The 25,841-nt window shown below is 37.9% G+C and carries 23 protein-coding genes; 6 read left to right on the top strand and 17 right to left on the bottom strand.

The genetic code is table 11. From position 1 onward, the window contains the following. Positions 1–112: 112 nt before the first annotated feature. Positions 113–1,228 (bottom strand): citrate synthase, encoded by a 1,116-nt coding sequence (gene citZ, locus WBG45_RS10390; RefSeq protein WP_424414306.1) that lies wholly within the window; start codon positions 1,226–1,228, stop codon positions 113–115. A 262-nt stretch (positions 1,229–1,490) separates the two neighbouring features. Between citZ and WBG45_RS10385 the strand changes: the two genes are divergently transcribed. Next, the gene (locus WBG45_RS10385; protein ID WP_424414304.1) at positions 1,491–2,450 is read left to right on the top strand and encodes an AI-2E family transporter; all 960 of its coding nucleotides are present in this window, start codon (positions 1,491–1,493) and stop codon (positions 2,448–2,450) included. On the opposite strand, the gene WBG45_RS10380 is transcribed toward WBG45_RS10385, so the two are convergent. From WBG45_RS10380 to WBG45_RS10345, 8 genes are all read right to left on the bottom strand, one after another. After that, positions 2,437–2,820 (bottom strand): FxsA family protein, encoded by a 384-nt coding sequence (locus WBG45_RS10380; protein WP_424414302.1) that lies wholly within the window; start codon positions 2,818–2,820, stop codon positions 2,437–2,439. The two genes, WBG45_RS10385 and WBG45_RS10380, sit on opposite strands and share 14 nt — an antisense overlap. Positions 2,821–2,914: 94 nt before the next feature. Further along, the gene (gene pyk / locus WBG45_RS10375; RefSeq protein WP_424414300.1) at positions 2,915–4,675 is read right to left on the bottom strand and encodes a pyruvate kinase; all 1,761 of its coding nucleotides are present in this window, start codon (positions 4,673–4,675) and stop codon (positions 2,915–2,917) included. A gap of 19 nt (positions 4,676–4,694) precedes the next feature. Beyond that, on the bottom strand, positions 4,695–5,654 hold the full coding sequence (pfkA, locus tag WBG45_RS10370; protein ID WP_424414298.1) for a 6-phosphofructokinase: 960 nt from the start codon (positions 5,652–5,654) through the stop codon (positions 4,695–4,697). Positions 5,655–5,746: 92 nt separating this feature from the next. Continuing rightward, positions 5,747–6,700, bottom strand: a complete 954-nt coding sequence (accA, locus tag WBG45_RS10365; RefSeq protein WP_424414297.1) for an acetyl-CoA carboxylase carboxyl transferase subunit alpha — start codon at positions 6,698–6,700, stop codon at positions 5,747–5,749. Further along, positions 6,693–7,562 carry an acetyl-CoA carboxylase, carboxyltransferase subunit beta gene (accD, locus tag WBG45_RS10360; protein ID WP_424414296.1) on the bottom strand — a complete coding sequence of 290 codons (870 nt, stop codon included), beginning with the start codon at positions 7,560–7,562 and terminating at the stop codon, positions 6,693–6,695. The genes accA and accD overlap by 8 nt, the downstream gene beginning before the upstream one ends. Further along, entirely contained in the window at positions 7,559–8,206 is a 648-nt protein-coding gene (locus WBG45_RS10355) for a FadR/GntR family transcriptional regulator (RefSeq protein ID WP_424414346.1), read from the bottom strand. Before WBG45_RS10355 ends, accD begins: the two co-directional genes overlap by 4 nt. A 125-nt stretch (positions 8,207–8,331) precedes the next feature. Beyond that, a complete protein-coding gene (dnaE, locus tag WBG45_RS10350; RefSeq protein ID WP_424414294.1) occupies positions 8,332–11,412 on the bottom strand; it encodes a DNA polymerase III subunit alpha in 3,081 nt (1,026 codons plus the stop codon). Positions 11,413–11,432: 20 nt separating this feature from the next. Further along, on the bottom strand, positions 11,433–12,368 hold the full coding sequence (locus tag WBG45_RS10345; protein ID WP_424414293.1) for a DHH family phosphoesterase: 936 nt from the start codon (positions 12,366–12,368) through the stop codon (positions 11,433–11,435). Between the two features lie 95 nt (positions 12,369–12,463). On the opposite strand from WBG45_RS10345, the gene WBG45_RS10340 reads away from it, so the two are divergent. Then, the gene (locus WBG45_RS10340; protein WP_424414291.1) at positions 12,464–12,772 is read left to right on the top strand and encodes a YtpI family protein; all 309 of its coding nucleotides are present in this window, start codon (positions 12,464–12,466) and stop codon (positions 12,770–12,772) included. 26 nt (positions 12,773–12,798) lie between these two features. On the opposite strand, the gene WBG45_RS10335 is transcribed toward WBG45_RS10340, so the two are convergent. Further along, entirely contained in the window at positions 12,799–14,106 is a 1,308-nt protein-coding gene (locus tag WBG45_RS10335) for a DRTGG domain-containing protein (protein WP_424414289.1), read from the bottom strand. 111 nt (positions 14,107–14,217) lie between these two features. Continuing rightward, a complete protein-coding gene (locus WBG45_RS10330) occupies positions 14,218–14,898 on the bottom strand; it encodes a metal-dependent hydrolase (protein ID WP_424414287.1) in 681 nt (226 codons plus the stop codon). Between the two features lie 104 nt (positions 14,899–15,002). Here WBG45_RS10330 and WBG45_RS10325 point away from each other — a divergent pair, with 104 nt between their 5' ends. Further along, positions 15,003–16,103: a M24 family metallopeptidase gene (locus WBG45_RS10325; RefSeq protein WP_424414285.1), complete on the top strand. Its 1,101-nt coding sequence runs from the start codon at positions 15,003–15,005 to the stop codon at positions 16,101–16,103. Between the two features lie 387 nt (positions 16,104–16,490). Here the strand turns inward: WBG45_RS10325 and ald are convergent, their stop codons facing one another. Then, the gene (ald, locus tag WBG45_RS10320; protein WP_424414283.1) at positions 16,491–17,606 is read right to left on the bottom strand and encodes an alanine dehydrogenase; all 1,116 of its coding nucleotides are present in this window, start codon (positions 17,604–17,606) and stop codon (positions 16,491–16,493) included. Positions 17,607–17,772: 166 nt separating this feature from the next. Between ald and WBG45_RS10315 the strand changes: the two genes are divergently transcribed. Beyond that, positions 17,773–19,080, top strand: coding sequence for a purine-cytosine permease family protein (locus WBG45_RS10315; RefSeq protein ID WP_424414281.1), 1,308 nt, complete (start codon positions 17,773–17,775; stop codon positions 19,078–19,080). Positions 19,081–19,168: 88 nt separating this feature from the next. Next, the gene (locus WBG45_RS10310) at positions 19,169–19,618 is read left to right on the top strand and encodes a universal stress protein (RefSeq protein WP_424414280.1); all 450 of its coding nucleotides are present in this window, start codon (positions 19,169–19,171) and stop codon (positions 19,616–19,618) included. A gap of 46 nt (positions 19,619–19,664) precedes the next feature. On the opposite strand, the gene WBG45_RS10305 is transcribed toward WBG45_RS10310, so the two are convergent. The 5 genes from WBG45_RS10305 to sppA all read right to left on the bottom strand — a co-directional run bounded on the left by WBG45_RS10305 (position 19,665) and on the right by sppA (position 24,195). Beyond that, entirely contained in the window at positions 19,665–20,867 is a 1,203-nt protein-coding gene (locus tag WBG45_RS10305) for an acetate kinase (RefSeq protein ID WP_424414278.1), read from the bottom strand. A 63-nt stretch (positions 20,868–20,930) separates the two neighbouring features. Further along, positions 20,931–21,860 carry a class I SAM-dependent methyltransferase gene (locus WBG45_RS10300; protein WP_424414277.1) on the bottom strand — a complete coding sequence of 310 codons (930 nt, stop codon included), beginning with the start codon at positions 21,858–21,860 and terminating at the stop codon, positions 20,931–20,933. A 100-nt stretch (positions 21,861–21,960) separates the two neighbouring features. Next, positions 21,961–22,467: a thiol peroxidase gene (gene tpx / locus WBG45_RS10295; RefSeq protein WP_424414275.1), complete on the bottom strand. Its 507-nt coding sequence runs from the start codon at positions 22,465–22,467 to the stop codon at positions 21,961–21,963. A gap of 119 nt (positions 22,468–22,586) precedes the next feature. Beyond that, positions 22,587–23,168 (bottom strand): RDD family protein, encoded by a 582-nt coding sequence (locus tag WBG45_RS10290; RefSeq protein ID WP_424414273.1) that lies wholly within the window; start codon positions 23,166–23,168, stop codon positions 22,587–22,589. A gap of 13 nt (positions 23,169–23,181) precedes the next feature. Further along, entirely contained in the window at positions 23,182–24,195 is a 1,014-nt protein-coding gene (sppA, locus tag WBG45_RS10285) for a signal peptide peptidase SppA (protein WP_424414271.1), read from the bottom strand. 107 nt (positions 24,196–24,302) lie between these two features. Between sppA and WBG45_RS10280 the strand changes: the two genes are divergently transcribed. After that, on the top strand, positions 24,303–25,103 hold the full coding sequence (locus tag WBG45_RS10280) for an NAD kinase (protein ID WP_424414269.1): 801 nt from the start codon (positions 24,303–24,305) through the stop codon (positions 25,101–25,103). Positions 25,104–25,841 lie beyond the last annotated feature (738 nt).

Below are 25,841 nucleotides of genomic sequence, written 5' to 3'. Positions count from 1 at the left end.
AATCATAGGGCATGTACTTTTAACAGTGACGTTCAATGAGAATACTATTTCTAGCTCTTCTTTGAATAAACGCTGTTAGAAAGTCCAGCCCTACTTATGTTTGATTTTAATATTAACGCTCGTTTACTGGTACATATTTTTGCATACCAGGTCCGATATATTCTGCACGTGGACGGATTAGACGGTTATTAGAATATTGTTCTAAAATGTGTGCTAACCAGCCTGAAACACGTGATACAGCAAAGATTGGTGTAAATAAATCATGATCGATATTTAAAGAATGGTAGACAGATGCTGAGTAGAAATCAACATTTGGTGGAAGATTTTTCTGTCCTGTAACGATTTCATCAATTTTAATTGACATTTCGTACCATTTTTCTTCTCCGCGAATTTTTGTTAATTTTTGAGACATTTCACGAAGGTGTTTTGCACGTGGATCCCCTTTACGGTATACACGGTGACCGAAGCCCATAATTTTTTCTTTGTTTGCTAATTTTTCGTTGATGTAAGTGTCAACATTCTCAACTGAACCAATTTCCGTTAGCATTTTCATAACTTGCTCATTTGCTCCACCGTGAAGTGGACCTTTAAGAGCCCCAAGAGCTGCAACGACACCAGAGTAAACATCTGATAATGTAGCTACACAAACGCGTGCTGTAAATGTTGACGCATTTAATTCATGGTCAGCATGTAAAACTAATGCTTTGTTGAATGCTTCTTCTTCAATAGCTTCTGGAATTTCACCACTTAGCATGTATAAGAAGTTCGCTGCATAACTTAAATCTGATTTCGGCGCGATTGGTTCTTGTCCTTTACGAACACGAGCAAATGCTGTTACTAAAGTTGACATTTTTGCTTGAAGTTGAATTGCTTTCAAGTAGTTCGCTTCAACAGACATATCTTCTGCTTTTTCATCATACAATCCAAGCATAGATACAGCTGTACGTAGAGCTGTCATTGGATGAACTTTTTCAATTGGATACGTTTTGAAGTGGTTTAATACTTCTTGTGGTACAGCCATGTTATCTGCCAATTGTTGTTTCAATTCAGCTAATTCTTCTGCCTTTGGAAGGCGTTGATGCCAAAGTAAATAGATTACTTCTTCAAAACTTGCATGATCTGCTAAGTCATCAATATCATAGCCAACATATGTAAGTGTGTCATCAATGATTGAACTGATAGCTGATTGAGTAGCTACTACTCCTTCTAGACCTTTAGTTGATGTCATGTATATCGCTCCTTCTTCTGTTTGAAATTCATCATGCCACAAAAAAAAACGCAGAATGATGGCTCATCTGCTCATATGAACCTTTTATATTAATCGCTTACATTGTCATTATAATCAATTTTGACTTAATTGTGAATGAAAACGCTCGTTTTTCCAAAACTTTCGCAAAAAACATGATATTTTGTCGCAAAGCAGAAATATTCTGTCTAAACGACATGATAATAAATAAGACCTAATAACATACCAAAAGGGAGGTAGAAATGTGCATGAAAACATAGCGATTTTCCTGAAGAAATGGCTACCGGTAGCTATTATTCTCATTCTTACATGGCTGATTTATCCCGTTACCATCGCCATACTACTTGCATATTTTTTGCATCCCATTGTGAATAAACTACATAAAGCTACACGGTTACCACGATGGATAACCGTTTTATTATTTGAAATTTCCTTACTAGCATCTTTAATACTTGGTGCTACTTTGGTTGTAAAAGAACTATTTGAAATAGTATATCCATTGCGATTCCATTTAGAAGAATTGCAAGTATTACTTAAAACAAATAGAGTGAACTGGCAATCTGTTATTGAAGCCTTATCGATGGTAAGCGAAAATATACTTAAAAAATTAACGTTATTTATCCAACACCTTCCAGCTCAATTCGTCGAAACCTTCGTATTTTTAGTTGCCCTCTTTTTCGCTTTGCAAGAGTCTTTGAAATCACGAACGTGGTTTTTCATTTATATTCCGACGAATACACGCAAAACCATAAAGCCGCTCTTTTTGAAAGCCACGGATCTTTTTGAAAAGTTTACAAAAGTAGAAATTGCTTTATTTTTGATGACGTTCTTGCAACTTTGCATAGGTTTCTATGCTCTTAAATTTTCATCTCCTCTTGGACTAGCTTTTTTGATTTCATTTGCTGATGCCTTACCGTTTTTGGGTACGGGCATAATTTTAATCCCAATGGCAGCTTTTTTCGTGTTAACGAAACAAACAACCCTTGGGATTATCATTCTTCTTCTGTATGCATTTATTCTATTAACTAGACAATTACTAGAGTCATTTTTATGGGCAAATACGATGCATATTCGTGCGGTTCATGTATTTTTCATTAGTGCGTGTTCTTTACTTCTTTTTGGTGTGCCAGGTATATTACTTAGTCCATTCTTTTTACTGGCTGCGGTCCACTTTAGTCAACATCCATGGTTTACATCACAATAATTTGGCCTTTTTTCATTTTTGAACGAATCCATTTATAAACCAATGGCTTAAATAGTTCTCTTGAAGGTGAAAAGAGAAATAAGAATCCAAATAGATCAGTTACAAAACCGGGTGATAGCAATAATAATCCACCAGCAAAGACAAATACTGCGTTAACCATGGCATCCCCTGGGGCTTGGAAATTCTTCATTTGAATTTGGACATCACGTATCGCTTTCAATCCTTGTTTCTTAGCTAAATACGCGCCTAAGATTCCCGTACCAAGGATGATCATAATGGTAGGAAATAAACCAAATGTATTTCCAGACCATAATAAAATACCAATTTCCAGTACAGGAACAACAATAAAGATTAATGCTAACCATTTCATTTCCGACATCTCCTATAAAAATGGCCTCAACACTACTGCGTTGAGGCATTTTGTATTTGACCGTATTTTACATATTCTATGTTAGTAGGTCTTTTTATAAGACACTTGCATGACCTTGATAAATAACTCCAGATTCAGCATCCATCGTTACATCTTGACCATTTTCAATTAGTTTAGTAGCATTTTTTACGCCAACAATTACTGGGATTCCTAGACTCAATCCTACTACAGCAGCATGACTAGTTAATCCACCTTCTTCAGTAATAAGTCCAGCACATTTTTCAATGGCAGGCATCATTTCACGGTCAGAACCAATTGTCACGATGATTGCTCCGGTTGTATCGATGTTTTTTAACTCTTCTGCACTATTTGCTACTACAGTTTGTCCAAACGCAACCATTTTTCCGATACCTTGCCCTTTAGCTGCGATATCACCAATCATATGAACTTTCATTAAGTTCGTTGTACCCGCTTCTCCAACTGGCACACCCGCAGTTATAATCACTAAATCACCATGTTTTACATAGTTGTGTTTCAAACTTTCTTCAACTGAAAGTTCTAGTATTTCGTCGGTTGAACCTACTTTTGATCCCACAATCGGATATACGCCCCACACTAATGTAAGTTTACGAGATGGTCTTTCAGTAGAAGTGACAGCTATGATCGGAGAACCTTGGCGATATTTCGAAATCATTTTAGCTGTGTGACCACTTTCAGTAGGAGCAATAATTGCTTTAGCTTTTAGATTAATCGAAGTATGAGCAACCGCTTGTCCAATTGCATCAGTCATTGTAACTTCTTTAATTTTACTCTTCGCTGAAACAATCGCTCTGTAGTCAAGTGCATCTTCTGTTCGAACTGCAATTTTCACCATCGTCGTTACCGACTCGACTGGATACATACCTGCTGCTGTTTCACCAGATAACATAATTGCATCAGTGCCATCAAAGATTGCATTCGCTACATCACTCGCTTCTGCACGAGTAGGACGTGGATTGCGTTGCATAGAATCTAACATTTGTGTTGCTGTAATAACAGGTTTTCCTGCGTCATTACATTTACTGATTAAACTTTTTTGTACTAATGGAACTTCTTCAGCAGGAATTTCTACTCCTAAGTCGCCACGTGCTACCATTAAACCGTCAGAAACCATAATAATTGAATCAATATTATCGACGCCTTCTTGATTCTCGATTTTCGGGATAATTTGAATATGTCCACCATTATTTTTTTCAAGCAATTCACGTATTTCCATTACATCTTTTGCACGACGAACAAATGAAGCCGCAACAAAATCAACATCTTGTTCAATGCCGAATAAAATATCTTGCGCATCTTTTTCAGTAATACCTGGGAGTTGTACAGAAACACCTGGTACATTAACCCCTTTTTTATTTTTTAAAGTACCCGCGTTGTAGACAATTGTATGAATCAAACCTGCTTCAAGATCAACACTAGAAACACGAAGTTCAATTAAGCCGTCATCTAATAAAATAACAGATCCTTCTTGAACGTCTTCGATTAATTGACCATAAGAAATGGAGAACATCTCTTTCGTACCTAGAACTTCAGTCATCGAAATAGCTAAATTTTGACCTGATTCTAACTCGATAGCATCGTTTTCCATTTGGTGTGTACGAATTTCGGGACCTTTAGTATCTAAAAGAATCCCAACGATTTTCCCGGTTTTTTTAGAAGCTTCACGAATTCGTTTAATACGTTCCCCGTGTTCTTCATGATTTCCGTGGGAAAAGTTTAAACGGGCAACATTCATACCTGCTTTGATTAATTTTTCTAACATTTCTGGCGATTCACTTGCTGGACCAATTGTACATACGATTTTTGTTTTTCTCATTTTTATATCCTCTCCAACACTAGATGGCTAATTCTTTTGATAGTTTATACATAGATAAATCCGCTTTATGCTTTCCTTCGAAAGCTTCTGTCATTGAATAGTCTACCACTTGATGATTACGCATGCCAATGGCAAGTCCTCCATGACCTTCCATTAACATCTCAACTGCTCGAGCTCCAAAAAGGCTGGCCAATACACGATCGCGACCTGTTGGTGAGCCACCGCGTTGGACATGTCCTAATACCGAAACTTTAGTTTCGATATTAGCATGTTCTTTTAATAATTTCGAGAATTCATTCGCATTCATCACGCCTTCAGATACGATAATAATGCTATGTTTTTTCCCACGCTCATGCCCACTGCGAAGGCGAGCTAATATATCTGGCAAATCGTACGGTTCTTCAGGAATGACAATTGTTTCTGCTCCACCAGCTAAACCTGCCCATAAAGCTAAATCGCCAGCATCGCGTCCCATTACTTCGATGATAAATGTCCGTTCATGAGAAGTAGCCGTGTCTCGAATTTTATCAATTGCATCAATAACCGTATTAAGTGCCGTATCAAATCCAATTGTATAATCAGTGCCTGGAATATCATTATCAATTGTTCCTGGTACACCTATGCATGGAAAACCTTTAGCCGTCAAAGCCATAGCCCCACGGTAAGATCCATCTCCACCAATTACTACTAACCCTTCAATTCCATGCTTTTTCATTTGAGCGATGGCTTTTAGTTGTCCTTCTTCCGTCTTAAATTCAAGGCATCTAGCTGAATGCAACTTGGTGCCACCACGTTGAATAATATCTCCTACAGAACCTAAATCTAGTTGTTCAATTTTACCATCTATTAGGCCTTGGTAGCCATTATAAACACCCATAACTTCTAGATCATGATAAATCGCTTTTCTAACTACTGCACGCAGAGCTGCATTCATTCCTGGAGCATCTCCACCACTTGTTAAAACACCAATTTTTTTCAATTGAGTGACCCTCCTTAACCTAATCATATATTCACATTAACACTTTTGAATACTCATTGTTAGTAAAAAAAAAGGATGCGGCAGTCGCATCCTCATTCTGTGAATTCTCCGATTGCTTTAAATTTATTATAACGGTCATCCACTAATTCATCTTCACTTAGTTTGCAAAGCGTATCAATTGACCGTTCTAATGCCTCTTTTAAGTAGATTGCTTGTAGTTTTGAATCTCGGTGAGCTCCACCAGTTGTTTCTTGTATGATTTCATCGACAATACCCATTTGTTTTAAATCTGGTGCAGTAATTTTCATGGCTTCGGCAGCTTGTTTAGCTAGTGCTGGGTTTTTCCATAAAATTGATGCTGCCCCTTCAGGCGAAATTACCGAGTATGTTGAGTTTTCTAACATATGAATGTGGTTTGCCACTCCTAGGGCCAACGCTCCACCACTTCCACCTTCTCCAATGACCACACTTATAACAGGTACTTTTAGTCCAGCCATCTCAAAAAGGTTACGTGCAATAGCTTCGCTTTGCCCGCGCTCTTCAGCTGCTTTCCCAGGATAGGCACCTTTTGTATCGATAAAACAAATAATAGGACGGCCAAATTTCTCAGCTTGTTTCATCAATCTTAACGCTTTTCGATATCCTTCTGGATGTGGCATACCGAAATTACGTCTAATATTTTCTTTCGTATCTTTTCCACGTTGATGACCAATGATCGTAATCGGCAATCCATTTAAGGCGGCAATGCCTCCTACAATTGCTTCGTCATCTCCATAAGATCGATCCCCGTGAAGTTCGATGAAGTCCGTGAAAATTTCACGAATGTAGTCGAGTGTAGTCGGACGTTCCGGATGTCTAGCAACTTGAACACGATCCCAAGGTTGCATATTGACATATATATCATTTTCTAGTTTTTCTAAACGATCTTCTAAATGTTGAATTTCAGTCGATAAATCGACCTCTGCGTTTGAAGTAAAGTCTTTTAACTCACTAATTTTATCGCGTAGTTGAACGACTGGTTCTTCAAAAGGAAGTGTTTTAACCATTTATATGAGCTCCTTTCGAATGAAGTTTCACAAGTGTAGAAACTGTTGATTTCATTGTTGAACGATGAACCACTGCATCTAGTTGACCATGAGCTAATAAAAACTCAGCCGTTTGAAAATCTTCTGGAAGTTTTTCACGAACAGTCTGTTCAATGACACGTCGACCGGCAAAGCCAATTAGTGCTTTGGGTTCTGCAAAATTGATATCTCCAATTGAAGCAAAACTTGCAGATACACCGCCCGTTGTTGGATGCGTCAGAATAGAAACAAATAAATGTCCTTTTTCACTATGACGCTTAAGTGCCACACTCGTTTTAGCCATTTGCATTAACGACAGCACACCTTCCTGCATACGAGCTCCACCACTAGCGGTGAAGATAATAAACGGTACACCTTGCTTCGTTGCTTCTTCAACAGCACGAGTAATTTTTTCTCCAACAACGGAACCCATAGACCCCATACGGAAGTGAGCATCCATAATTGCCACTACTACTTTACGTCCATCAAGTAATCCACTACCAGTTAAAACTGCTTCGTTTAATCCTGTTTTTTCACTATCCAACTTAATCTTATCTGTGTAGCCAGGAAAATTAAGTGGATTGACGGTTTGTAAATGATCGTCCATTGATACAAACGATCCTTCATCTAAGAAAATCGCCACTCGTTCATTAGCTGTCATTTTATAATGATGATCGCAACCTGGACAAACTTTTTTATTTTTCATTAAATCTTTTGTTAAACCGATATGTTTACATTCTGGACATTTTGTCATGATGCCTTCTGGTACATCCGTTTTCGATGCATTGTTAGGAATCGTTGCATATTTGCTTTTACGGTTTCTTGAAAATATATCTCGTATCATGTAAGCTCTCTCCCTTGTGATAACCAAGTTATCCACCCAGTATATGAATCAATAGCTTGTTCAATTTCGCCTTCAATAATAGCCGTTAAGAGTTGTTGAATATGTTGGTTTTCGTCTTTTTCCGAATGACCTTGAAAAGGCTCATCTCCATATTGCTTTAATAAAAACCACATTTTTAATGACAATCGGTTGTTGCTTGAGATTAGAATCTCACGAATCAAATCTTCTCTAACAATTGCTCCTTCTTCTTGTAATTGCAATAGTAAACTACCCCATACAGGTAGTTGATTTAAATTTTGGGTTCCTGTAACAATACGGATGGCTTCCTTTTCATGTATTTGTCGCGTTACATGAACATCGCCAATTGTTTTGGTGTCTTGTAAAATAAAAGTCGATAAAATTTCAACTAATTTATGTTTACGAAAATCCGTTAAAAACGTACCTTCGCCACGTCTTGTTTCAATTAACCCTAACAGCTCTAAACTGCGCAATGCTTCTCGGACGGTCGATCTCCCTACTTGGAGTCGCTCCGCTAATTCACGTTCTGAAGGCAATTTGCCTCCCGGTCGAATATTTTCTTTTTCAATAAGAAGACGAAGTTCACGAACGATCTGTAAATACATTTTTGTCGTTTGATTGGTCATTTTCATCCCTCGGTCTTCCATTTTTTTCAAAGTGGTCTGACCACTCAATGAACCTATCATACAAAAAAATCGCTTGTCATGCAATGGAAAATTAAAAACAACCCAACAAAAAATGTGTTGGGTTGTTACTTCGACAAAGCTCTTATATTTTTGACAATGATTTGTGGTTTACCTTGCCTCCACTCGACATTGCCTTCGACAGAAATTACATTTTGTTCTTTAATTAATAGATTGTGATGAGCATAGTCCTTTGGAAACAATGTACATGAGACATCAGAAGTTTCGTCCTGGACGGTAACAAATGCCATCGCCTCTCCTTTTTTCGTTCGAATTCTGCGAATCTCTTCAATCATGCCAATAATGACAACTGAACGGCCATTTTGCTCATTTTTAATATCTTGAATAGCCGAAACTTGTAGCTTCAATTCCTTTTTCAAACGCTCTACGGGATGATTTGACATATATAACCCAAGAATTTCTCGTTCGAACTGGAGTTTGATCATTTCAGGCATTTCTGTATTTTTCACATACTTTGGCTTACCAAAAGAAATGACATCTCCGTCAAATAAGTCGTGCTCGACATTTGGTCGTACGAGTTCTGCATAATGAACGGCCGCATCAAGAGTGGCCAATAAAGTGGCTCGATCTTGTCCAAAACCATCAAGTGCACCTGCTTTTATTAACGGTTCAACCTGCTTTCGTGAAAATTGTTCCGCAGATAAACTCGCTGCTAACTCAAAAATATCTTGCCATAGTGGCTGTTGGTTTTTACGGTTTTCTATCATTGTTCTTAAAAAGACATTGGAAACCCCTTTAACAGCTGATAACCCAAAACGGATAGCGCTGTTTTCAACTCGGAATGTTAAGCCGCTTTTGTGTATTGAAGGGGGCAGGAGATCAATTTTATGATGTTTCACTTCTTGTATTAAGCGCATGATTTTATCCTGATTGCCCATGGCTGCTGTCAGTAACGATGCATAAAAATAGGCAGGATAATGGACTTTTAAGTAGGCCATTTGATACGAAATTAAGCTGTAAGCAACTGCATGGCTTTTTGGAAAACCATAATCAGCAAATCGCACTATTAAATCATATACTTCGTTTGCTTCTTGCTTAGTAAATTGATTTTGTTGAGAGCTTTCAACAAAATGTTGGCGTTGCTCATCAAGTACGTGTCGATTCTTTTTACTAACAGCACGTCTTAAAATATCTGACTCACCGAAAGAAAAACCAGCCATCTTAGATGAAATTTGCATAATTTGTTCTTGATAGACAATAACACCGTATGTTTCTTTTAAAATGGGTTCGAGCATCGGGTGAACATACACTGTTTTTTCTTCATGGTGTTTTCGACGTTTATAGGTTGGAATATTATCCATCGGACCTGGGCGATACAGGGCATTCACTGCCACAATATCCAGAAAATGAGTAGGTTTAATATCTCGTAAAGCTTGTCTCATACCATCTGATTCTAATTGAAATACACCTGTTGTGTCCCCTTGTTGAAGAAGTTTAAATGTTTCTTCATCATGTAGAGGAATTTTCTCAAAATCTAACCACTTATTTTGATTAAACCAAATCATCGCGCGAATTCTCTCAAGAATGGTTAGGTTGCGTAACCCTAGAAAATCCATTTTAAGCAAACCGCTTTGTTCTACTTCCTTCATTGGCCACTGGGTTAAATACATACCGTCTTGTCCTTCTTCGATTGGTAGTAAGTCCACTAAAGGAACAGGAGACAACACGACCCCAGCTGCATGGGTTGAGGCATTCCTCGGTAATCCTTCAAGCTCTTTTACCGTATCAAACCATTTTTGATGCGTTTTATCGAGTTCCATCCACTTTTTTAAGTAATGGGAGCTATTAACGGCTTCTTCAAATGAAATACCCGGTTTATTGGGTAGTAGTTTTGAAATCATGTCAAGAACTGAACTATCAAATCCGAATACGCGTGCCACATCTCTCGCTGCAGCTTTTGCTGACAATGTACCAAACGTTACGATTTGTGCAACGTGTGAGTTCCCATATTTTTTTGCAACATACTGGATAACTTCTTGTCGTCGGTGGTCTGCAAAATCGATATCAATATCGGGCATAGAAATACGTTCCGGATTTAAGAAACGTTCAAACAGTAACCCGTATTCTAGTGGATCTACGTGCGTAATGAATAAAGAATACGCGACGAGAGAACTTGCAGAAGATCCACGACCAGGACCCGTTAAAATTTGTTTACTTTTTGCATATTCCATAAAATCTGCCACGATCAGAAAATAATCTGCATAGCCCATTTGATTTATGACCTGAAGCTCCATTTCAAGACGCTCTTTATATGGTTCAGTAAATTGTTCTAAACGATTTTCAAGCCCTTCTAGACATTTTTCACGTAATACGTCCTTTGTAAGGACATTATCTGTTACGGGGAATTTCGGCATATGTAGTTGGTTGGTAATAAGGTCAACGTGACAGCTATTTAGACATTGTTCTGTCTGCTGAAGCCATTCAGGGTGATCCGCGAACCATTCAATCCATTGTTCTCGGGTAGGTAAGTAATGATGTTCATGAAGAGGCTTCTGTCGATTTACATCGTTTAATTTCACACCATTAGCAATTGCTTGAGCGACTTCATAAGCAAACGCATCTTTAGCAGATACATATTTTGCTTGATGAGTAGCCATTAGCTGAATTTGTCTTTCTTCACAGAGATTAATAAATTCATTTTCTTGACTATCAACTATTCCACCTGGTCGTTCAACTCCACCTAATAAATCTGAACCAAGACTATTTTTCAATTCATCTAGTATAGATACCTTAGCTTCTAGTGAAGATTGTTTTAGCATGCTAACCACAACTAAACAATCTTGTTTGTATGCTTGCAACCATTTTATCGGAAGTGCAGAAAGTGCTTTTACTTCTAGTGCACTACTAATTTTTAATAGGTTTTGATAACCAATGTTTGATTTTGCATATACTTGTACGTCCGCATTGTGTTCTTCACTTATTTCAATTCGACAAGTTAATCCAATCACTGGATGAAGTCCTGCTTTTTTAACCATTTGGTAAAATGGCAAAACGCCATACAAACGTTTATTTGTAATGGCTACAGTGGTCGCTTGTTGATGTTGAAGGAAAGGAATCAATGATTCCAAGCGAATCGTACTATTTAGTAAATCAGCTGATGTACCTACTTGTGGATAAACTGGATTCATCGTTCCCTCACCCTTTCAACTTACTGACATAATTTTTTCAACTTAGTGATTACTTCATCTGCTGTATCCCATGAATAGACTGAAGCTCCTGAAGCAAGAGGATGACCCCCACCACCGTATTGCTTAGCCAATTCATTAATAATAGGACCTTTAGAGCGAAGTCGAACACGAATTTGATCTTCTTCTTCTATAAACATAATCCATGCTTTAATTCCTTTAACATTGCCAAGAGATCCAACTAAAAGTGAAGTTTCACTTGCAGTCACTCCGAATTCTTCCAAGGTTTTGATTGGCAATTTGATATAGGCCGCTCCATGATCATCCATAGTGAAATGTTGATAAATATGTCCCTGTAAATGCAATAAATTTCTTTCCACTTCATACATACCATTAAAAAGTTCTGTGCGATCAAAGTCATATGTAATTAAATCGGCGACAGTTTCGAATGTCTTCTTGCTTGTACTTTGAAACATAAAGCGTCCTGTATCGCCTACGATACCAGCGAACAAAATTCGCGCAGCTCCATTAGACATTGTCCAGTTGGCAGTCGCTTTACCTTCTTCGAATAATTCATAGATCATTTCACTTGCTGAACTTGCCTGTGTGTTTACCCATAACAAGTCTCCATAGGCATCGTCATTCGGATGGTGATCAATTTTGATAAGGTATGCACCATTCTTATAACGTTGATCATCAATGCGCTCTGTATTAGCAGTATCTGTAACAATAATGAGTGCACCTTCGAATTGCTCATCGGTCACGTGGTCTGGTTTGTCTAGAAAATCGAGCGTTTCCTCATGCTCACCTGTAACAAAAATTTGTTTATCAGGATAACTCGCTTGTAAAATTCCTTTTAAGCCCATTGAAGATCCATATGCGTCTGGATCTGGTCGAACATGTCGATGAATTATAATGGTTTCGTATGTAGATATTGTGTCTATGATTTGACGCTTCATGTTTTTTTCCTTCCACCTTTCATAATTACAATTCGCATTTCCATGCAAATGTCGATACAATAATGACAGTTTCATTTATTTACAGGAGGTTTACAATGATAAATGCACTATTTGTAGTTTTAATAGTTTTGTCGTTTGTTCTTTATTTTTACTTTAAAACAAAACAATTTCGAAGTGACTTACCTATCGCTAAGAGATGGTATGCGAACCGCTCTTTAGTTGCTCTTGGAAGTTTATTATTTTTCTTTGGCATTAATCAAATAACTTTATTTCCTTCAACTTTAACTTATGTCATTTCAGGTGTGTTAATTCTCATTGGGCTGTACACAATGGTTTATTATTTCCGTGTTGCAAAACATTATGGCCAATTTGTGGAAGAAGAATTTCGTTTGAACAAAAAGTGATGCTATCTAGCATCACTTTTTTTACTTTACCGCTCTAACAATTGGAACATCATCATCGCTTTACCGACCAACACTTGTCCATTAAACACATCAAATTCCATTTTCACAAACTTCCGACTCATATCAAGAATATTAGGACGCACTGTTAACACGCTATCCATCTGAACAGGTTTGATGAAGTAGATGGTCATGTTTTCAGCTACACTATCCCCACGCTTTTTATTTTTCAGTGCATAATTGCCCACTTCAGCTAATAGTGTGGTGAATGCGCCATATGAAATCGCACCAAACTGGTTGGTCATTTGCGGAGTAACCGTAAATTCTATCGTGAGTTCATCTTCTTGCGAAACCTTCATTTGATTTTTTACAATATCATCGATTGTTTCACCTTGCTGTGGTTGTCGTTGTGCTAATTGAAGTGCTTTTAACACATCTTGACGACTGATGACGCCTTCTAATGCTCCGTTATCATTTACTACTGGCATTAAATCGATGCCTTCCCAAATCATACGATGCCCTGCAGTGGCTACACTCGTTTTCATGGTCAATGTGATGGGATTTTTCGTCATGACTTTTTCAATTGAATCGCCATGCTCTTTTCCAATCACATCTCTTGCTGTAACGATACCCACCACTTTTTGATTTCCATCAATGACAGGGAAACCAGCATGCAAAGTTTGCACATTTTTTTCATGATAAGCGGATATAGTTTCATTGGCACGCAAAAAATCGGTTTCTTGGAGAGGTACATAAATATCTTCAATAAACAAGATTTCTTTTTTAATTAACTGATCATAAATCGCACGGTTTATCATTGTCGCGACCGTGAATGTGTCATAACTTGTCGAGATAATTGGAAGTTCTAACTCATCGGCTACTTTTTTCAATGACTCTGATGCTTCAAAACCACCCGTTATTAATACCGCTGCTCCTGCTTTTAGGGCTGTAAAATGGGCTTTTACTCGATTCCCAACAATGAGGAGACTTCCAGCATCTGTATAGCGCATCATATCTTCTAATTGCATAGCTCCGATAACAAACTTAGTTAACGTTTTATGTAAGCCACTTTTCCCACCAAGGACCTGACCATCCACAATATTTACAACTTCAGCAAACGTTAAACGTTCAATATTTTCTTTCTTTTTCTTTTCAATTCGAATAGTTCCAACTCGTTCGATTGTGCTGACATATCGCTGAGTTTCAGCCTCTTTTATTGCTCGATAGGCTGTCCCTTCACTAACCTGAAGTTCTTTTGCGATTCGTCTGACAGAGATTTTATCTCCAACCGGTAAAGACTCAATATATTGCAGTATTTGTTCGTGTTTTGTAACCATTTAATCACCTATTCCCCAAACAATCGTTCTATTGTTAGTGTATCACAACCATTGGTTTTTATTTACACAAAAATGCACGGAAAGTCTGTAGCTTTCCGTGCATTTAACTTTCTATAATTCGATTCCGTCACCTGGACTAAGAATGTGTACCGTCGCATCTTTAACTAAATCTTTAAAGTCCTGTGGGTTTTGTTTTATTGGAGGGAATGTATCGTAATGAATTGGCACAACTGCTTGTGGATTCAATAATTCCACTGCGTAAGCTGCATCTTCAATTCCCATCGTAAAGTTATCACCGATTGGTAAGAACGCTAAATCAATAGGATGTCTTTCACCTATTAATTTCATATCACCAAACAAGGATGTATCTCCAGCATGGTAGATGGTTTTACCTTCTGCTGAAAATAGGATTCCTGCTGGCATACCCGTATAAATCACTTGCTGATCTTCCGTAACATAAGCAGAACCGTGAAAGGCTTGTGTTAATTTCACTTTACCAAACTCAAATTCTCTTGAACCACCAATATGTAATGGATGTGTTCTTACTCCTTGCCAAGATAGGTACTCAGCAAGTTCGAATGGGGCTACTACTAGTGCATCATTTGCTTTGGCGATTGCGACTGTATCACCTACATGATCATTATGACCATGTGTTAATAAAATCACGTTTGGTTTTTCATTATCAGCAACTAAATCTGTTAATTCATTACCTGTAATGAACGGGTCGATTAATATCGTAAATTCTCCCGTTTTTATTTTGACAACGGAATGTCCATGAAAAGTTACATACATTTAGTCCAACCTCCTTTTCTTCATACTAATATTTATTCGGTATGAATGTCGAATCTCCTGTTTTTTGATATGCTTAAGGAAGAAAGATAAAAAGGAGAGCTATTATGACTAAAATTAATCAATTATCTTCATATTTAAGTGAAAACAATCTCGATGCTGCATTCATTACAACTCCAGATAACGTGTTTTACGTTTCTGGATTCAGAAGCAATCCTCATGAGCGTTTATTAGGAGTTGTCATTTTTAAAGATGCTGAACCTCTTATGATTTGCCCTAAAATGGAAGTACCAGATGCTAAAGAAGCTGGGTGGTCTTTCGATGTTGTAGGTCACCAAGATACAGACCAACCTTGGCAGTTATTAAAAGAAGCAATTGTTGCCAAGGGGGTTACGATTAATCAACTTGCAATAGAAAAATCACATATGACTGTCGAACGATTAGAGGCTCTTCAAGAATTATTCCCACAAGCTTCTTTTGCTCGATTAGACGACCAACTAAATTCAATGCGAGTAATTAAGGATGAAAGTGAATTAGACATTCTTCGTAAAGCTGCTGAATATGCAGATTTTGCGATTGAAGTTGGCGTTAGTGAAATTGCTGAAGGAAAGACTGAACTTGAAATTCTTACAGCTATCGAGCTTGCATTAAAGAAAAAAGGAATCGCGCATATGTCGTTCGATACTATGGTTTTGAGTGGACCAAAAACGGCATCCCCTCACGGTAAACCGGGTGATCGCAAAATTCAAAAAGGCGATTTTGTACTGTTTGATTTAGGTGTTATTTACAAAGGATATTGTTCGGATATTACACGTACTGTGTCTTTCGGAGAACCTTCAGATGCTCAAAAAGAAGTATATGAAACCGTAAGAAAAGCAGAACAAGCTGCAGTTGATGCAGTTAAACCTGGAGTACGTGCAATGGATTTAGATAAAATCGCACGTGATGTAATTACACAAGCAGGTTACGGTGAATTCTTTACACATCGTCTAGGTCACGGCCTTGGTATCTCAGTTCATGAGTTCCCATCTGTAACGGGCAACAATGACATGAAATTAATCGAAGGCATGGTCTTTACGATTGAACCAGGAATTTATGATCCAAGTATAACTGGCGTGCGCATTGAAGACGATGTCGTGGTAACAAAAGACGGCGTAGAAGTTTTGACAAAGTATCCGAAAGAATTAGTAATCGTACCAAGCGCATAGAAGTGAAAGACCTGAATTGCATTTCTGCAAATCAGGTCTTTTTTGTATAAGCTTATCTTTTGTTTATCGTACATTTGCACTGACCATTTGTTCCGAATGCATACTTGTTAGTCACTCTGTGCATATGCACTGTTTTGTTTGTTATTAATATCGACAGCATTCTTAAAAAACCTAGATAATTAGGAGGAAATTGGATAGTTGCAACGAAAACGCAAAAGTTGCAACGAAATCCTAAAAGTTGCAACCAAAACGCAAAAGTTGCAACCAAATCCTAAAAGTTGCAACCAAAACGCAAAAGTTGCTACGAAATGCCTTTTTCCACTACTCAACGCATGGAAATCAACAAAAAACCCTTTTCACCAATTAGTGAAAAGGGTTTTCCATAGATTAAGCTAAAAGTGCTTCTACAGGAACGTATGGAAGTCCTTGTGCATCAGCTACGGCTTGATATGTCACGTGTCCTTCTAATGTGTTAATTCCTTTTAGAAGAGCGCTGTTATCTAGGCAAGCTTGTACATATCCTTTATTTGCAATTTGCACTGCATAAGGAACAGTAACGTTAGTTAAAGCCATTGTTGAAGTACGTGGTACAGCTCCAGGCATATTTGCTACTGCGTAATGAACTACACCATGTTTTTCATATGTTGGGTTATCGTGAGTCGTAATACGATCTGAACTTTCGAAAATCCCACCTTGGTCAATAGCAATATCAACTACTACTGAGCCAGGTTTCATCGATTTAATCATTTCTTCTGTAATAAGTTTCGGTGCTTTTGCTCCTGGAATTAATACAGCGCCAATAACAAGGTCCGAATCTTTTACAGATTCTGCAATGTTAAAAGGATTCGAGATCAATGTTTGTACATCGCGACCGAATAGTTCTTCTAATTGACGAAGACGATCTGGGCTTAAATCGATGATTGTAACATCTGCTCCCATTCCAACTGCAACGCGAGCTGCATTTGTTCCAGCAATACCTCCACCAATAATTGTTACTTTACCACGAGAAACTCCTGGTACTCCACCAAGTAAGATACCCATTCCACCGTGGATTTTTTCTAGGAATTGTGCACCGATTTGCGTAGACATACGACCAGCTACTTCGCTCATAGGTGTTAATAATGGTAATGAGTTGTTTGGTAGTTGAACTGTTTCATACGCAATTCCAACCACTTTGTTGTCCGTTAATGCTTTTGTTAATTCAGGTTCTGGAGCTAAATGTAAGTATGTGAACAAGATTAAACCTTCATGGAAATAACCATATTCAGAAGCAATTGGTTCTTTAACCTTCATGACCATATCAGCAGACCATGCTTCTTTAGCTGTTGCAACAATTTGTGCACCTGCTGTTTCGTATGCTTCATCTGTGAAACCTGAACCTAATCCGGCTCCTGCTTCGATTAATACTTTATGTCCGAAAACCGATAAGTTTACAACTCCTGCTGGTGTCATAGCAACGCGGTTTTCATTGTTTTTAATTTCTGTAGGTACTCCAATAATCATTTTGAAACCCTCCTGTGTGTTATGTAATTAAGTCAGTTGAGCCGACATAAATAAAATTGTTGAAAGCAAATCAATTCTATCAGATATAATTGAAAATGGCTTTAAAAATTTTTCGATACAAACATATTAAATAACTCTGTTTATTGGAAGTTGGTGTGAATTAAAAATGGCAAGATTGAATAAACAAAATTTTGAACAATTCGGGTTGGAAGCAGTCCCCTCTTCACTCCAGCAATCTACTTGGAAAGAGTATGCCATCATTGCTTTTGCTTTTTCTGTTAACGCCGGAAACTTTTTGGTTCCAGCTTTAGCTGTTACACAAGGAAATCTTCCTTGGTTAGCTGCTTTTGTTGCAGTTTGGATTGGTGCAATTTTAGCGTTTTTGTGTGTATCCGCTCTGTCTATCCCTGGTGCTCTTTATGGTCTCCCAGGTCAATACATATTACGTGCGTTTGTTGGATCTTGGCTCGCTACAAAAATCGCTTCGCCTATCCGTGTATTAACATCATTATATTGGTTTAGTGTTCAAACAATTGGTGGAACATATATTCTCCAATCCGTTATTTCTAACTTCTTAAACATTCATATTCCTTTTGCGCTATTAGCAGTCTTTACAGCTAGTCTAATGGCTTACTTGGCTCTTGTTGGATATGATGCGGTAAAAAAAGTAACGAGATTATTTTTGCCCATATTGATTATCGGACAAGGTCTTATGCTTTTGGTTATCTTCACCGAAGTTCCTGTACCGGCTGGGAAGTCCTCTCCTAATGCAACCTTGGACTGGGGGATATTTTTCTTCTATATGAGTTTAGCTTTCGTACAATTTGTTTCGGGTGTTAGTGCTTCGAGCGACATGACACGTTATGCTAAATCTGCACGCCAAGGATTTTCTGGAATGTTCCTTGGGAATGTCGCTGGCTATTTTATGACCGCGTTAATTGGTACATTAGTGGCATCATCCTTTCATTCAACAAATCCATTTGTAGTGCTTAGTGAAGTAACAACAACTTCATTTGTTGGACTATTTATTACGTTTAGCGGTTTACTAGCCATGATTTCTATTAATATCGGAAATGCATATACGGGAGGTTTTAGCCTACTTAACACTTGGCCAGCACTAGGCAGAATAAAAAGTGCCTTATTATTCGGTTTAGTCGGTGTCATACTAAGTTGTTTCCCAACACTTTCTACAGAAGCAGCATCCATTATATCGATATTAGGTGCAGGCATCGTCCCTTTATCAGCAATAATTGTTGTCGATTATTTATGGATAAAAAAACGGTCCATTTCTGAAGAACTACTCATGAATGTGGTTCTTGGGACATATAAATTAAATTTAGCAGCCATTCTTACATTTGCCGTTATGAGTATTGCCTATTTGATGATTCCTAATGAGTATTCACCTGGAATGGTCATATTTATCAGTAGTTCGATTGTTTACCTTTCCCTAAAGAACTATGTATTCACAAATTAGACGTAAGTTGTCGAAGACATTAGCAGGAATTACAGAGTATTTATCGAAATCTATAATATGTAAATAAAATTCACAAGGAGGAACTAATATGACACTTTCATACAATCATATTTTAGTCGCAGTTGACGGTTCTAAAGAAGCTGCATGGGCTTTCAAAAAATCGATTGGAGTTGCACAACGTAATGATGCGACATTAAATCTTGTAAACATCATAGATACACGATCATTTGCTGCTATCGAGGCATATGATCGATCGATTGCAGACCGCGCACAAGCATTTGCTGAAGAGTTACTTGGTGATTATAAGAAAGAGGCTGAAGCGGCCGGGATTACAAAAGTCAACGTAATCGTGGATTATGGTTCTCCAAAAACAATGATCGCTAGAGAAATTGCTAAAAAAGTAGACGCAGATTTAATTATTTGTGGTGCAACTGGTTTAAGTACTGTCGAACGATTCTTAATCGGTAGCGTATCTGGACATATCGTACGGGCTGCAAAATGTGACGTTCTTGTAGTCAGAACTGAAGACCACGATTAATCACATAAAAATCCCGAAGGCTCTTTATTAGAGTCTTCGGGATTTTTTAATGCTTAATATTCGCCAATCGCACCGTATCCCTAGCAATCATCACTTCTTCGTTAGTAGGGATAACAATAACTTTTACTGGCGAATGTGGATAGCTAATGAACGCTTCTTTACCGCGGATTTTATTTAAGTCTGGATCCATATAGACACCCATGAATTGAAGACCTGCCAATACTTTTGCACGAATCACATCGCTGTTCTCCCCGATACCTGCCGTGAAAATAATGGCGTCCACTCCGTTCATGCGAGCTGCATAAGATCCAATATATTTATGAATTCGACTAGCAAAAACATCAAGTGCGAGTTGTGCACGTGAATTACCTTTTAGCGCTTCTACTTCAATATCTCGTAAATCACTTGAAAATCCGGATACGCCTAACATTCCTGATTTCTTATTCAAGATATCCAATACTTCTTCTGCACTCTTATCAGTCTTTTCCATTAAGAATGGAATCAATGCAGGATCTAAGTTACCTGAGCGTGTACCCATCGTAACACCGGCTAAAGGTGTGAACCCCATAGAAGTATCAATCGAACGTCCCCCGTCAATGGCGGCTATGCTAGCGCCATTTCCAAGATGACAAGATATCAAACGAATCTTGTCTACTGGCCGATTTAATAAATCGGCTGCTCTTCCCGTTACATACTTGTGAGAAGTGCCATGAAACCCATATTTTCGAATGCCATATTTTTTGTAGTAATCATATGGGATGGAATATAAAAATGAACTTTCAGGCATGGTTTGGTGAAATGCTGTATCGAAAACTGCTACTGCCGGAACATGGGGCAAAGCTTTATGGAATTCTTTGATTCCTGTAATATTTGCCGGATTATGCAATGGCGCCAAATCAGAAAGTTTTTCGAATGCCTCAATTGCTTGCTCATCAATTAATACGGAATCACTATATTGTTCTCCACCATGAACAAGTCGGTGACCGATACCATCAATATCATGTAAGGAATTCACGGCTTTTTGTTCCACGAGATGGTGTAGCAAAAGTTGAACTGCTTCTGTATGATTTGAGATTTTTTCTATATCTGTCAATTCAAGTTTATTTCCATTTGTCGTCATAGAAAAGATGGGTTCTTTTAACCCGATACGCTCAATTAATCCTTTTGAGACTACATGTTCTTCAGGCATTTGAAGCAATTGAAATTTTAATGAAGAACTGCCTGCATTGATTGCCAAAATATTGACCATAAAAAAACGCCCCTTTTCCACTTATACAGTTATTGTACAGTGGATAAATGAGGCGGACAACTATCAGTTTGTATTTTCTTGTCGCCAGATTTTGACCTTCTCGAAAAATAAAGTCATGGCTTCTTTGTTTGACATATTCGGAACTTTTGCAAGGAGCACTTCTTTTGGTTGTTTTAACTCACTTGATTTCTTTTGAAGGACAAGCAAACTCTTGGCATGTGCTTCATTTTTAAACAAGTTCACAGGCAACTGAACGACTGCTTGGATCCATGCATGTTTAGCAAAGTAAGCATGTAAATCTTTTGCTTGTGGCGACTCAAATATTCCTTGTGGGACTAAAAATACTAAGTAACCACCGTCCACTGTGTGACGTATCGATTGCTCGATCATTAGATGGTGAGCGAAAGACATACCTTCCTTTGCATTCAACTCATATCCAGATGCGGTTTTTTCGTCTGGATAAAAACCAACTGGCAAATCACTTAAGACCACATCAACTGGATCGATTAATAATGGTTGTAATGCATCCTGTCGATAAAGAGTAACTGGTTGTTGTAATAAATCACCTGTAGACGCTGCAAGTCTTATTAGCATGTCATCAATTTCAACAGCTGTAGACGTCGCTTTGCCTTGTAAAAAGTTTAATACAGTGAATAACAAATTACCGGTACCAACAGCTGGGTCTAAAATCGAAACTTGTTCTTTACCTTGTGTCAATTGATCGACGAAATAACCGACAAGCAGACCCAAGGAATCAGGTGTCATTTGATGATGTGCTTGAACATGTTCTTTCATGCCTTTTAGAATGGCAAGTTGAATTGCTTTTCTAATATCTTCTTTTTGGATATTTTGGATGTTTGGTTCGATATCGCCATCTAGCCACATTTCAGTTGTTTCCAAGACACCTTCAATATAGGTAAATTCTTCAGATGTTTGCATTTTTTTTGCGTGGCCATCAATAAACGTGAATAATTGTTCAACTGAACTGTTCATAATGCTCTCCTTTAAATGGCGCTCAAAGAAAATGTGTCTTCCTTTTTGAACGCTAATGAAAATGGCAAACCCACTCAAATAGCGAGTGGGTTTGTATTACTTAATTTTTAGCAGCTTTTACCGCTTCAATTGCTTTTTCGTAATTTGGATGCTCAGTCGCTTCCGGCACATATTCAACATATGTAACTTTATCATTACTATCTACAACAAAAATTGAACGCGTTAACAATCGTAATTCATCAATTGCAACTCCATAGGCTTCACCAAAAGATAAATCACGGTGATCCGAAAGTGTTTGTACTGAATCAATTCCAGCAGCTGCACACCAACGTTTTTGTGCGAATGGTAAATCATTCGAAATGGTTAAGATGACAACATCGTCACCAAGTTCGGCTGCACTTTCATTAAATTTACGTGTTTGAGTGTCACAAGTTCCTGTGTCTAATGAAGGAACAACACTTATTAATCTTGTTTTTCCTTTTGAATCTTGTAATGTCACTGGGCTAAGGTCGTTCGCTAATACTGTGAAATCTGGCGCCGTGTCACCTACTTTTACTTCATTACCAATTAATGTCATTGGATTTTGCTTGAATGTAATTTGTGCCAATTATAACGCCTCCTTTTTAATAATTAAAAGTATACCATTTCCTTAGAACAACATTCGAATGATAAGACTCTATCTAACTTTAATAAACTGATCGTTAATCCCTTAATTAGAAATCCTTCTTAACGAGGCAAATCGTTCCCTTTAGAAACAGGGTTATACGTTGTGTCAACCTTCTTTTCATACACTTGTTCATGGATAACCATAGTGTCAGCAATAAAGTCATGTAACCCTTGTTTTTTGGGTGTAAAACCGATTACCCAATATAACGGCCATATTGTTGCAGAGAAAAAACGACCAATCCATTCACGGAATAAAATCGTAACTATCGTTACTGAATCCTCTTTTAACGATATCACACGTAAACCAAACACCATTTTCCCCACTGTTTGCTTAAAGAATTTCGTCAAAACAACGAAATAAGCATAAAAAATGAATCCTGTTATAAAGCCGATTGGTGCATACCATGTTGTGCCTTGTATATCCCATCCGAAGATACGAAATAACGGATAAATAATAATTGAAGAAACAGATGAAATGACGAGTAAATCAAGTAAATACGCCCAAAAACGCACCCAAAATCCTGCAGGCTTATGAGAATAACTCTCGTGTTTTTCAATTGTGTAAGTAGGCTTTTGAGGATTGCTTTGGACTTCTGTTTCTACATTAGCTTCGTGTACAAATGAATCATGTTGATCAGTCATCTCAGGTTCCTCCTCACTTCTCACCGTATAAATACATCATACGGGGTGCGTTATAGTCGGAAAGCAAACGGCCAATCAATTGTGTTTCAGCGTCTCCACCAAAGAAAGACTGTGTTTTCATTGAAAATAGGCTAGTCAATCCTTGAGAGTATCCATACTCCATCACTTCAGCATCTTGTAATTTTAAATCTTTTCGAACTGCGGTAATAACATCGTCTAAGTAGCCATATTCATCTGCAAGTCCAGCTTCAATTGCTTGACGTCCATTCATAATACGTCCATCAGCTACTGCTTTTACTTCCGCCTCTGTCATGCCGCGTCCTTGCTCAATAATATCAACGAATGATTCATACGATTCATTAATCATATCTTGCAACATCGCTCGTTCATCTTTTGTCATATCGCGTGTTGGACTCATAATATCTTTATACGGTCCTGTTTTAATGGTCACGAAGTCTACTCCATATTTTTCCGCAAGCTTGCCGTAGTTTACACTTTCCATAATTACTCCAATTGAGCCTGTTAAGGTTTCTTTATTCAAGAAAATCTTATCTGCAGGAGCTGCGATATAGTATCCTCCTGAAGCAGCCATACTTCCCATAGAAACATAAAAAGGAACACCGGCATCTTTTTGTACTTCTAATATTTTATCGTAGATTTGTGCTGATTCTACTACTCCACCACCTGGTGAATTGACTTGTAATACTACTGCTTTAATTGAATCGTCTTCTTTAATCATTTCTAATTGATTCATAAAAAATTGATGATCATATCCTTGCGCTCCAAAAAGAGAATTAGCACTACCTGTGTCTTGAATTACACCATCAACGGTTAAAACCGCTATTCTCTTTGAAGGATTTCCTGTTTCTAAAACGGTTTCGCTATATTCACTCTCTGGTACAGCTAACATATTTTCGAAACTCGATGTCCAATCATTACTAAACGCAAAAGAAGCGATATTCACAATAATAGACAAACCAAATAATAGTGCAGCAGCCCCTAAAGCTATCCAACGTTTTGTATTCATTTAAACGTTCCCCCTTTTCTACTCTTAACGTAATACGAAAACAATCCAAAAATGTTTCAGAACATGATAAAATAACCACAAGCATTTAATGAAAGGTCGTGGCAGTATTGTCCGAACGCACACATATTTTTATTTATTCCAAACATGATGAAGACTCTAAGCAAAAAAAATTGCTCCTTTCAGAAATGATCACGAATTATGGGTTCACTCCAGTTGAAGATGCGAAACAGGCAAATATTATTGTTAGCCTAGGTGGAGATGGATCATTCCTACAAGCCGTTCGCAAAACGGGTTTCCGTCAAGACTGTTTATACGCAGGCATTTCTACTACAGGTACACTCAGTATGTATTGTGATTTCCATTTTCATGAGATGGAGACGATGATTAAAGCAGTTCAACACTCGGAAATTGAAGTACGTCGTTATCCTATTTTACAAGTTATTGTAGATGACAATCCACCTTTTTATTGTTTGAATGAATTTAGTATTCGTTCAAACATCATTAAGACCTTTGTACTCGATGTGATAATTGATGGTTTGCAGTTTGAAACGTTTAGAGGAGATGGGATGATCATCGCTACTCCTACTGGAAGTACGGCTTATAATAAATCGGTCAATGGTGCAGTAGTTGATCCATTGCTGCCATGTTTCCAAGTATCTGAACTGGCTTCTGTTAATAGCAATAAATACCGTACTCTTGGCTCTTCTTTCATATTAAGTGGTCAACGACAATTAACTTTACGCTTAGCAGAAGGCGGAAATGACTTCCCAACTATGGGGATGGACAATGAATCATTGAGTATCCAACATGTAGATTCAGTTAATATTGAGTTAAGTGACCGTGTTGTAAAAACAGTAAAATTGAAAAACAATTCATTCTGGGAAAAAGTAAAACGGACGTATCTTTAAAAAGATGGATTTCTTTATCGCTCATTTGCTAGCCGTACGTTCAGCATGCGTCAAAGTTTGAAAACCAAGTACTAGTGGGTCTTATTCTCCTAAGAATTGCTCCTACGGTTACTCGTCGCAAAAAACGGGGCTGTCATAAAAGTCATAAAATATGACTAATGGCAGTTCCTTTTTCTATTTTAAAGAGTTGACTTACGTTACAGACGGACGCTTTCCGCGGGTGGTCCGTGTGCCTCCTCGTTCGCTTTGCTCTCTGTGGGGTCACACCTGGACACACTTTTCTCGCTGGAGTCGCCGTCTTTCACTCCAATCAAAATTAAGTTCATCATGAGCAAAACAGTCAAGTATACATGGTTACAATGTTCAAATGTAGGTACAGGAAAACGACGGATTTTCTTCACTATATATTTGGGACTTATTAGACAGACTCATATTCTTTCATGCGGCATGCTAGGAGGAAATGAACCTCTTTTAGTTAAGATAGCTTTTCTAAAGCCTCTAGTGAATTGAATTGTAATCGAATAAGAAAGTATGGGAATGTGCAACTCCCCGCGGAAAACGAGCCGGCAAGACCCCGCAACGAGGTATAAGTGAGGAACCTTGCCTGTTCGTTCTCGGAGAGTGAGCCGATTCCCACCCTCTTTATAACAGGATATTCAAAGTTGTATTGTTGCATATCTTACATTTCCGCTTTTAACACGTTCCGAAAATGAGCCCGTCCATATTAACAGCATTTTA

The organism is Paenisporosarcina sp. (assembly GCF_049671445.1).
Lineage (GTDB): Bacteria > Bacillota > Bacilli > Bacillales_A > Planococcaceae > Paenisporosarcina.
Note: the sequence above shows the minus strand (reverse complement) of the source record. Positions and strands in the feature narration are given on the sequence as shown.

Excerpts from the sequence above, each read along its gene's own strand:
- WBG45_RS10345 (WP_424414293.1), bottom strand. The coding sequence starts at position 12,368 with ATGAAGCGTCAAATCATAGACACAATATCTACATACGAAACCATTATA.
- accA (WP_424414297.1), bottom strand. The coding sequence starts at position 6,700 with ATGGTTAAAACACTTCCTTTTGAAGAACCAGTCGTTCAACTACGCGAT.
- WBG45_RS10325 (WP_424414285.1), top strand. The coding sequence starts at position 15,003 with ATGACTAAAATTAATCAATTATCTTCATATTTAAGTGAAAACAATCTC.
- dnaE (WP_424414294.1), bottom strand. The coding sequence starts at position 11,412 with ATGAATCCAGTTTATCCACAAGTAGGTACATCAGCTGATTTACTAAAT.
- sppA (WP_424414271.1), bottom strand. The coding sequence starts at position 24,195 with ATGAATACAAAACGTTGGATAGCTTTAGGGGCTGCTGCACTATTATTT.
- WBG45_RS10305 (WP_424414278.1), bottom strand. The coding sequence starts at position 20,867 with ATGGTCAATATTTTGGCAATCAATGCAGGCAGTTCTTCATTAAAATTT.
- WBG45_RS10380 (WP_424414302.1), bottom strand. The coding sequence starts at position 2,820 with ATGAAATGGTTAGCATTAATCTTTATTGTTGTTCCTGTACTGGAAATT.
- pyk (WP_424414300.1), bottom strand. The coding sequence starts at position 4,675 with ATGAGAAAAACAAAAATCGTATGTACAATTGGTCCAGCAAGTGAATCG.
- WBG45_RS10340 (WP_424414291.1), top strand. The coding sequence starts at position 12,464 with ATGATAAATGCACTATTTGTAGTTTTAATAGTTTTGTCGTTTGTTCTT.
- WBG45_RS10330 (WP_424414287.1), bottom strand. The coding sequence starts at position 14,898 with ATGTATGTAACTTTTCATGGACATTCCGTTGTCAAAATAAAAACGGGA.
- WBG45_RS10335 (WP_424414289.1), bottom strand. The coding sequence starts at position 14,106 with ATGGTTACAAAACACGAACAAATACTGCAATATATTGAGTCTTTACCG.
- WBG45_RS10355 (WP_424414346.1), bottom strand. The coding sequence starts at position 8,206 with ATGACCAATCAAACGACAAAAATGTATTTACAGATCGTTCGTGAACTT.
- ald (WP_424414283.1), bottom strand. The coding sequence starts at position 17,606 with ATGATTATTGGAGTACCTACAGAAATTAAAAACAATGAAAACCGCGTT.
- WBG45_RS10315 (WP_424414281.1), top strand. The coding sequence starts at position 17,773 with ATGGCAAGATTGAATAAACAAAATTTTGAACAATTCGGGTTGGAAGCA.
- accD (WP_424414296.1), bottom strand. The coding sequence starts at position 7,562 with ATGATACGAGATATATTTTCAAGAAACCGTAAAAGCAAATATGCAACG.
- WBG45_RS10290 (WP_424414273.1), bottom strand. The coding sequence starts at position 23,168 with ATGACTGATCAACATGATTCATTTGTACACGAAGCTAATGTAGAAACA.
- WBG45_RS10310 (WP_424414280.1), top strand. The coding sequence starts at position 19,169 with ATGACACTTTCATACAATCATATTTTAGTCGCAGTTGACGGTTCTAAA.
- WBG45_RS10300 (WP_424414277.1), bottom strand. The coding sequence starts at position 21,860 with ATGAACAGTTCAGTTGAACAATTATTCACGTTTATTGATGGCCACGCA.
- citZ (WP_424414306.1), bottom strand. The coding sequence starts at position 1,228 with ATGACATCAACTAAAGGTCTAGAAGGAGTAGTAGCTACTCAATCAGCT.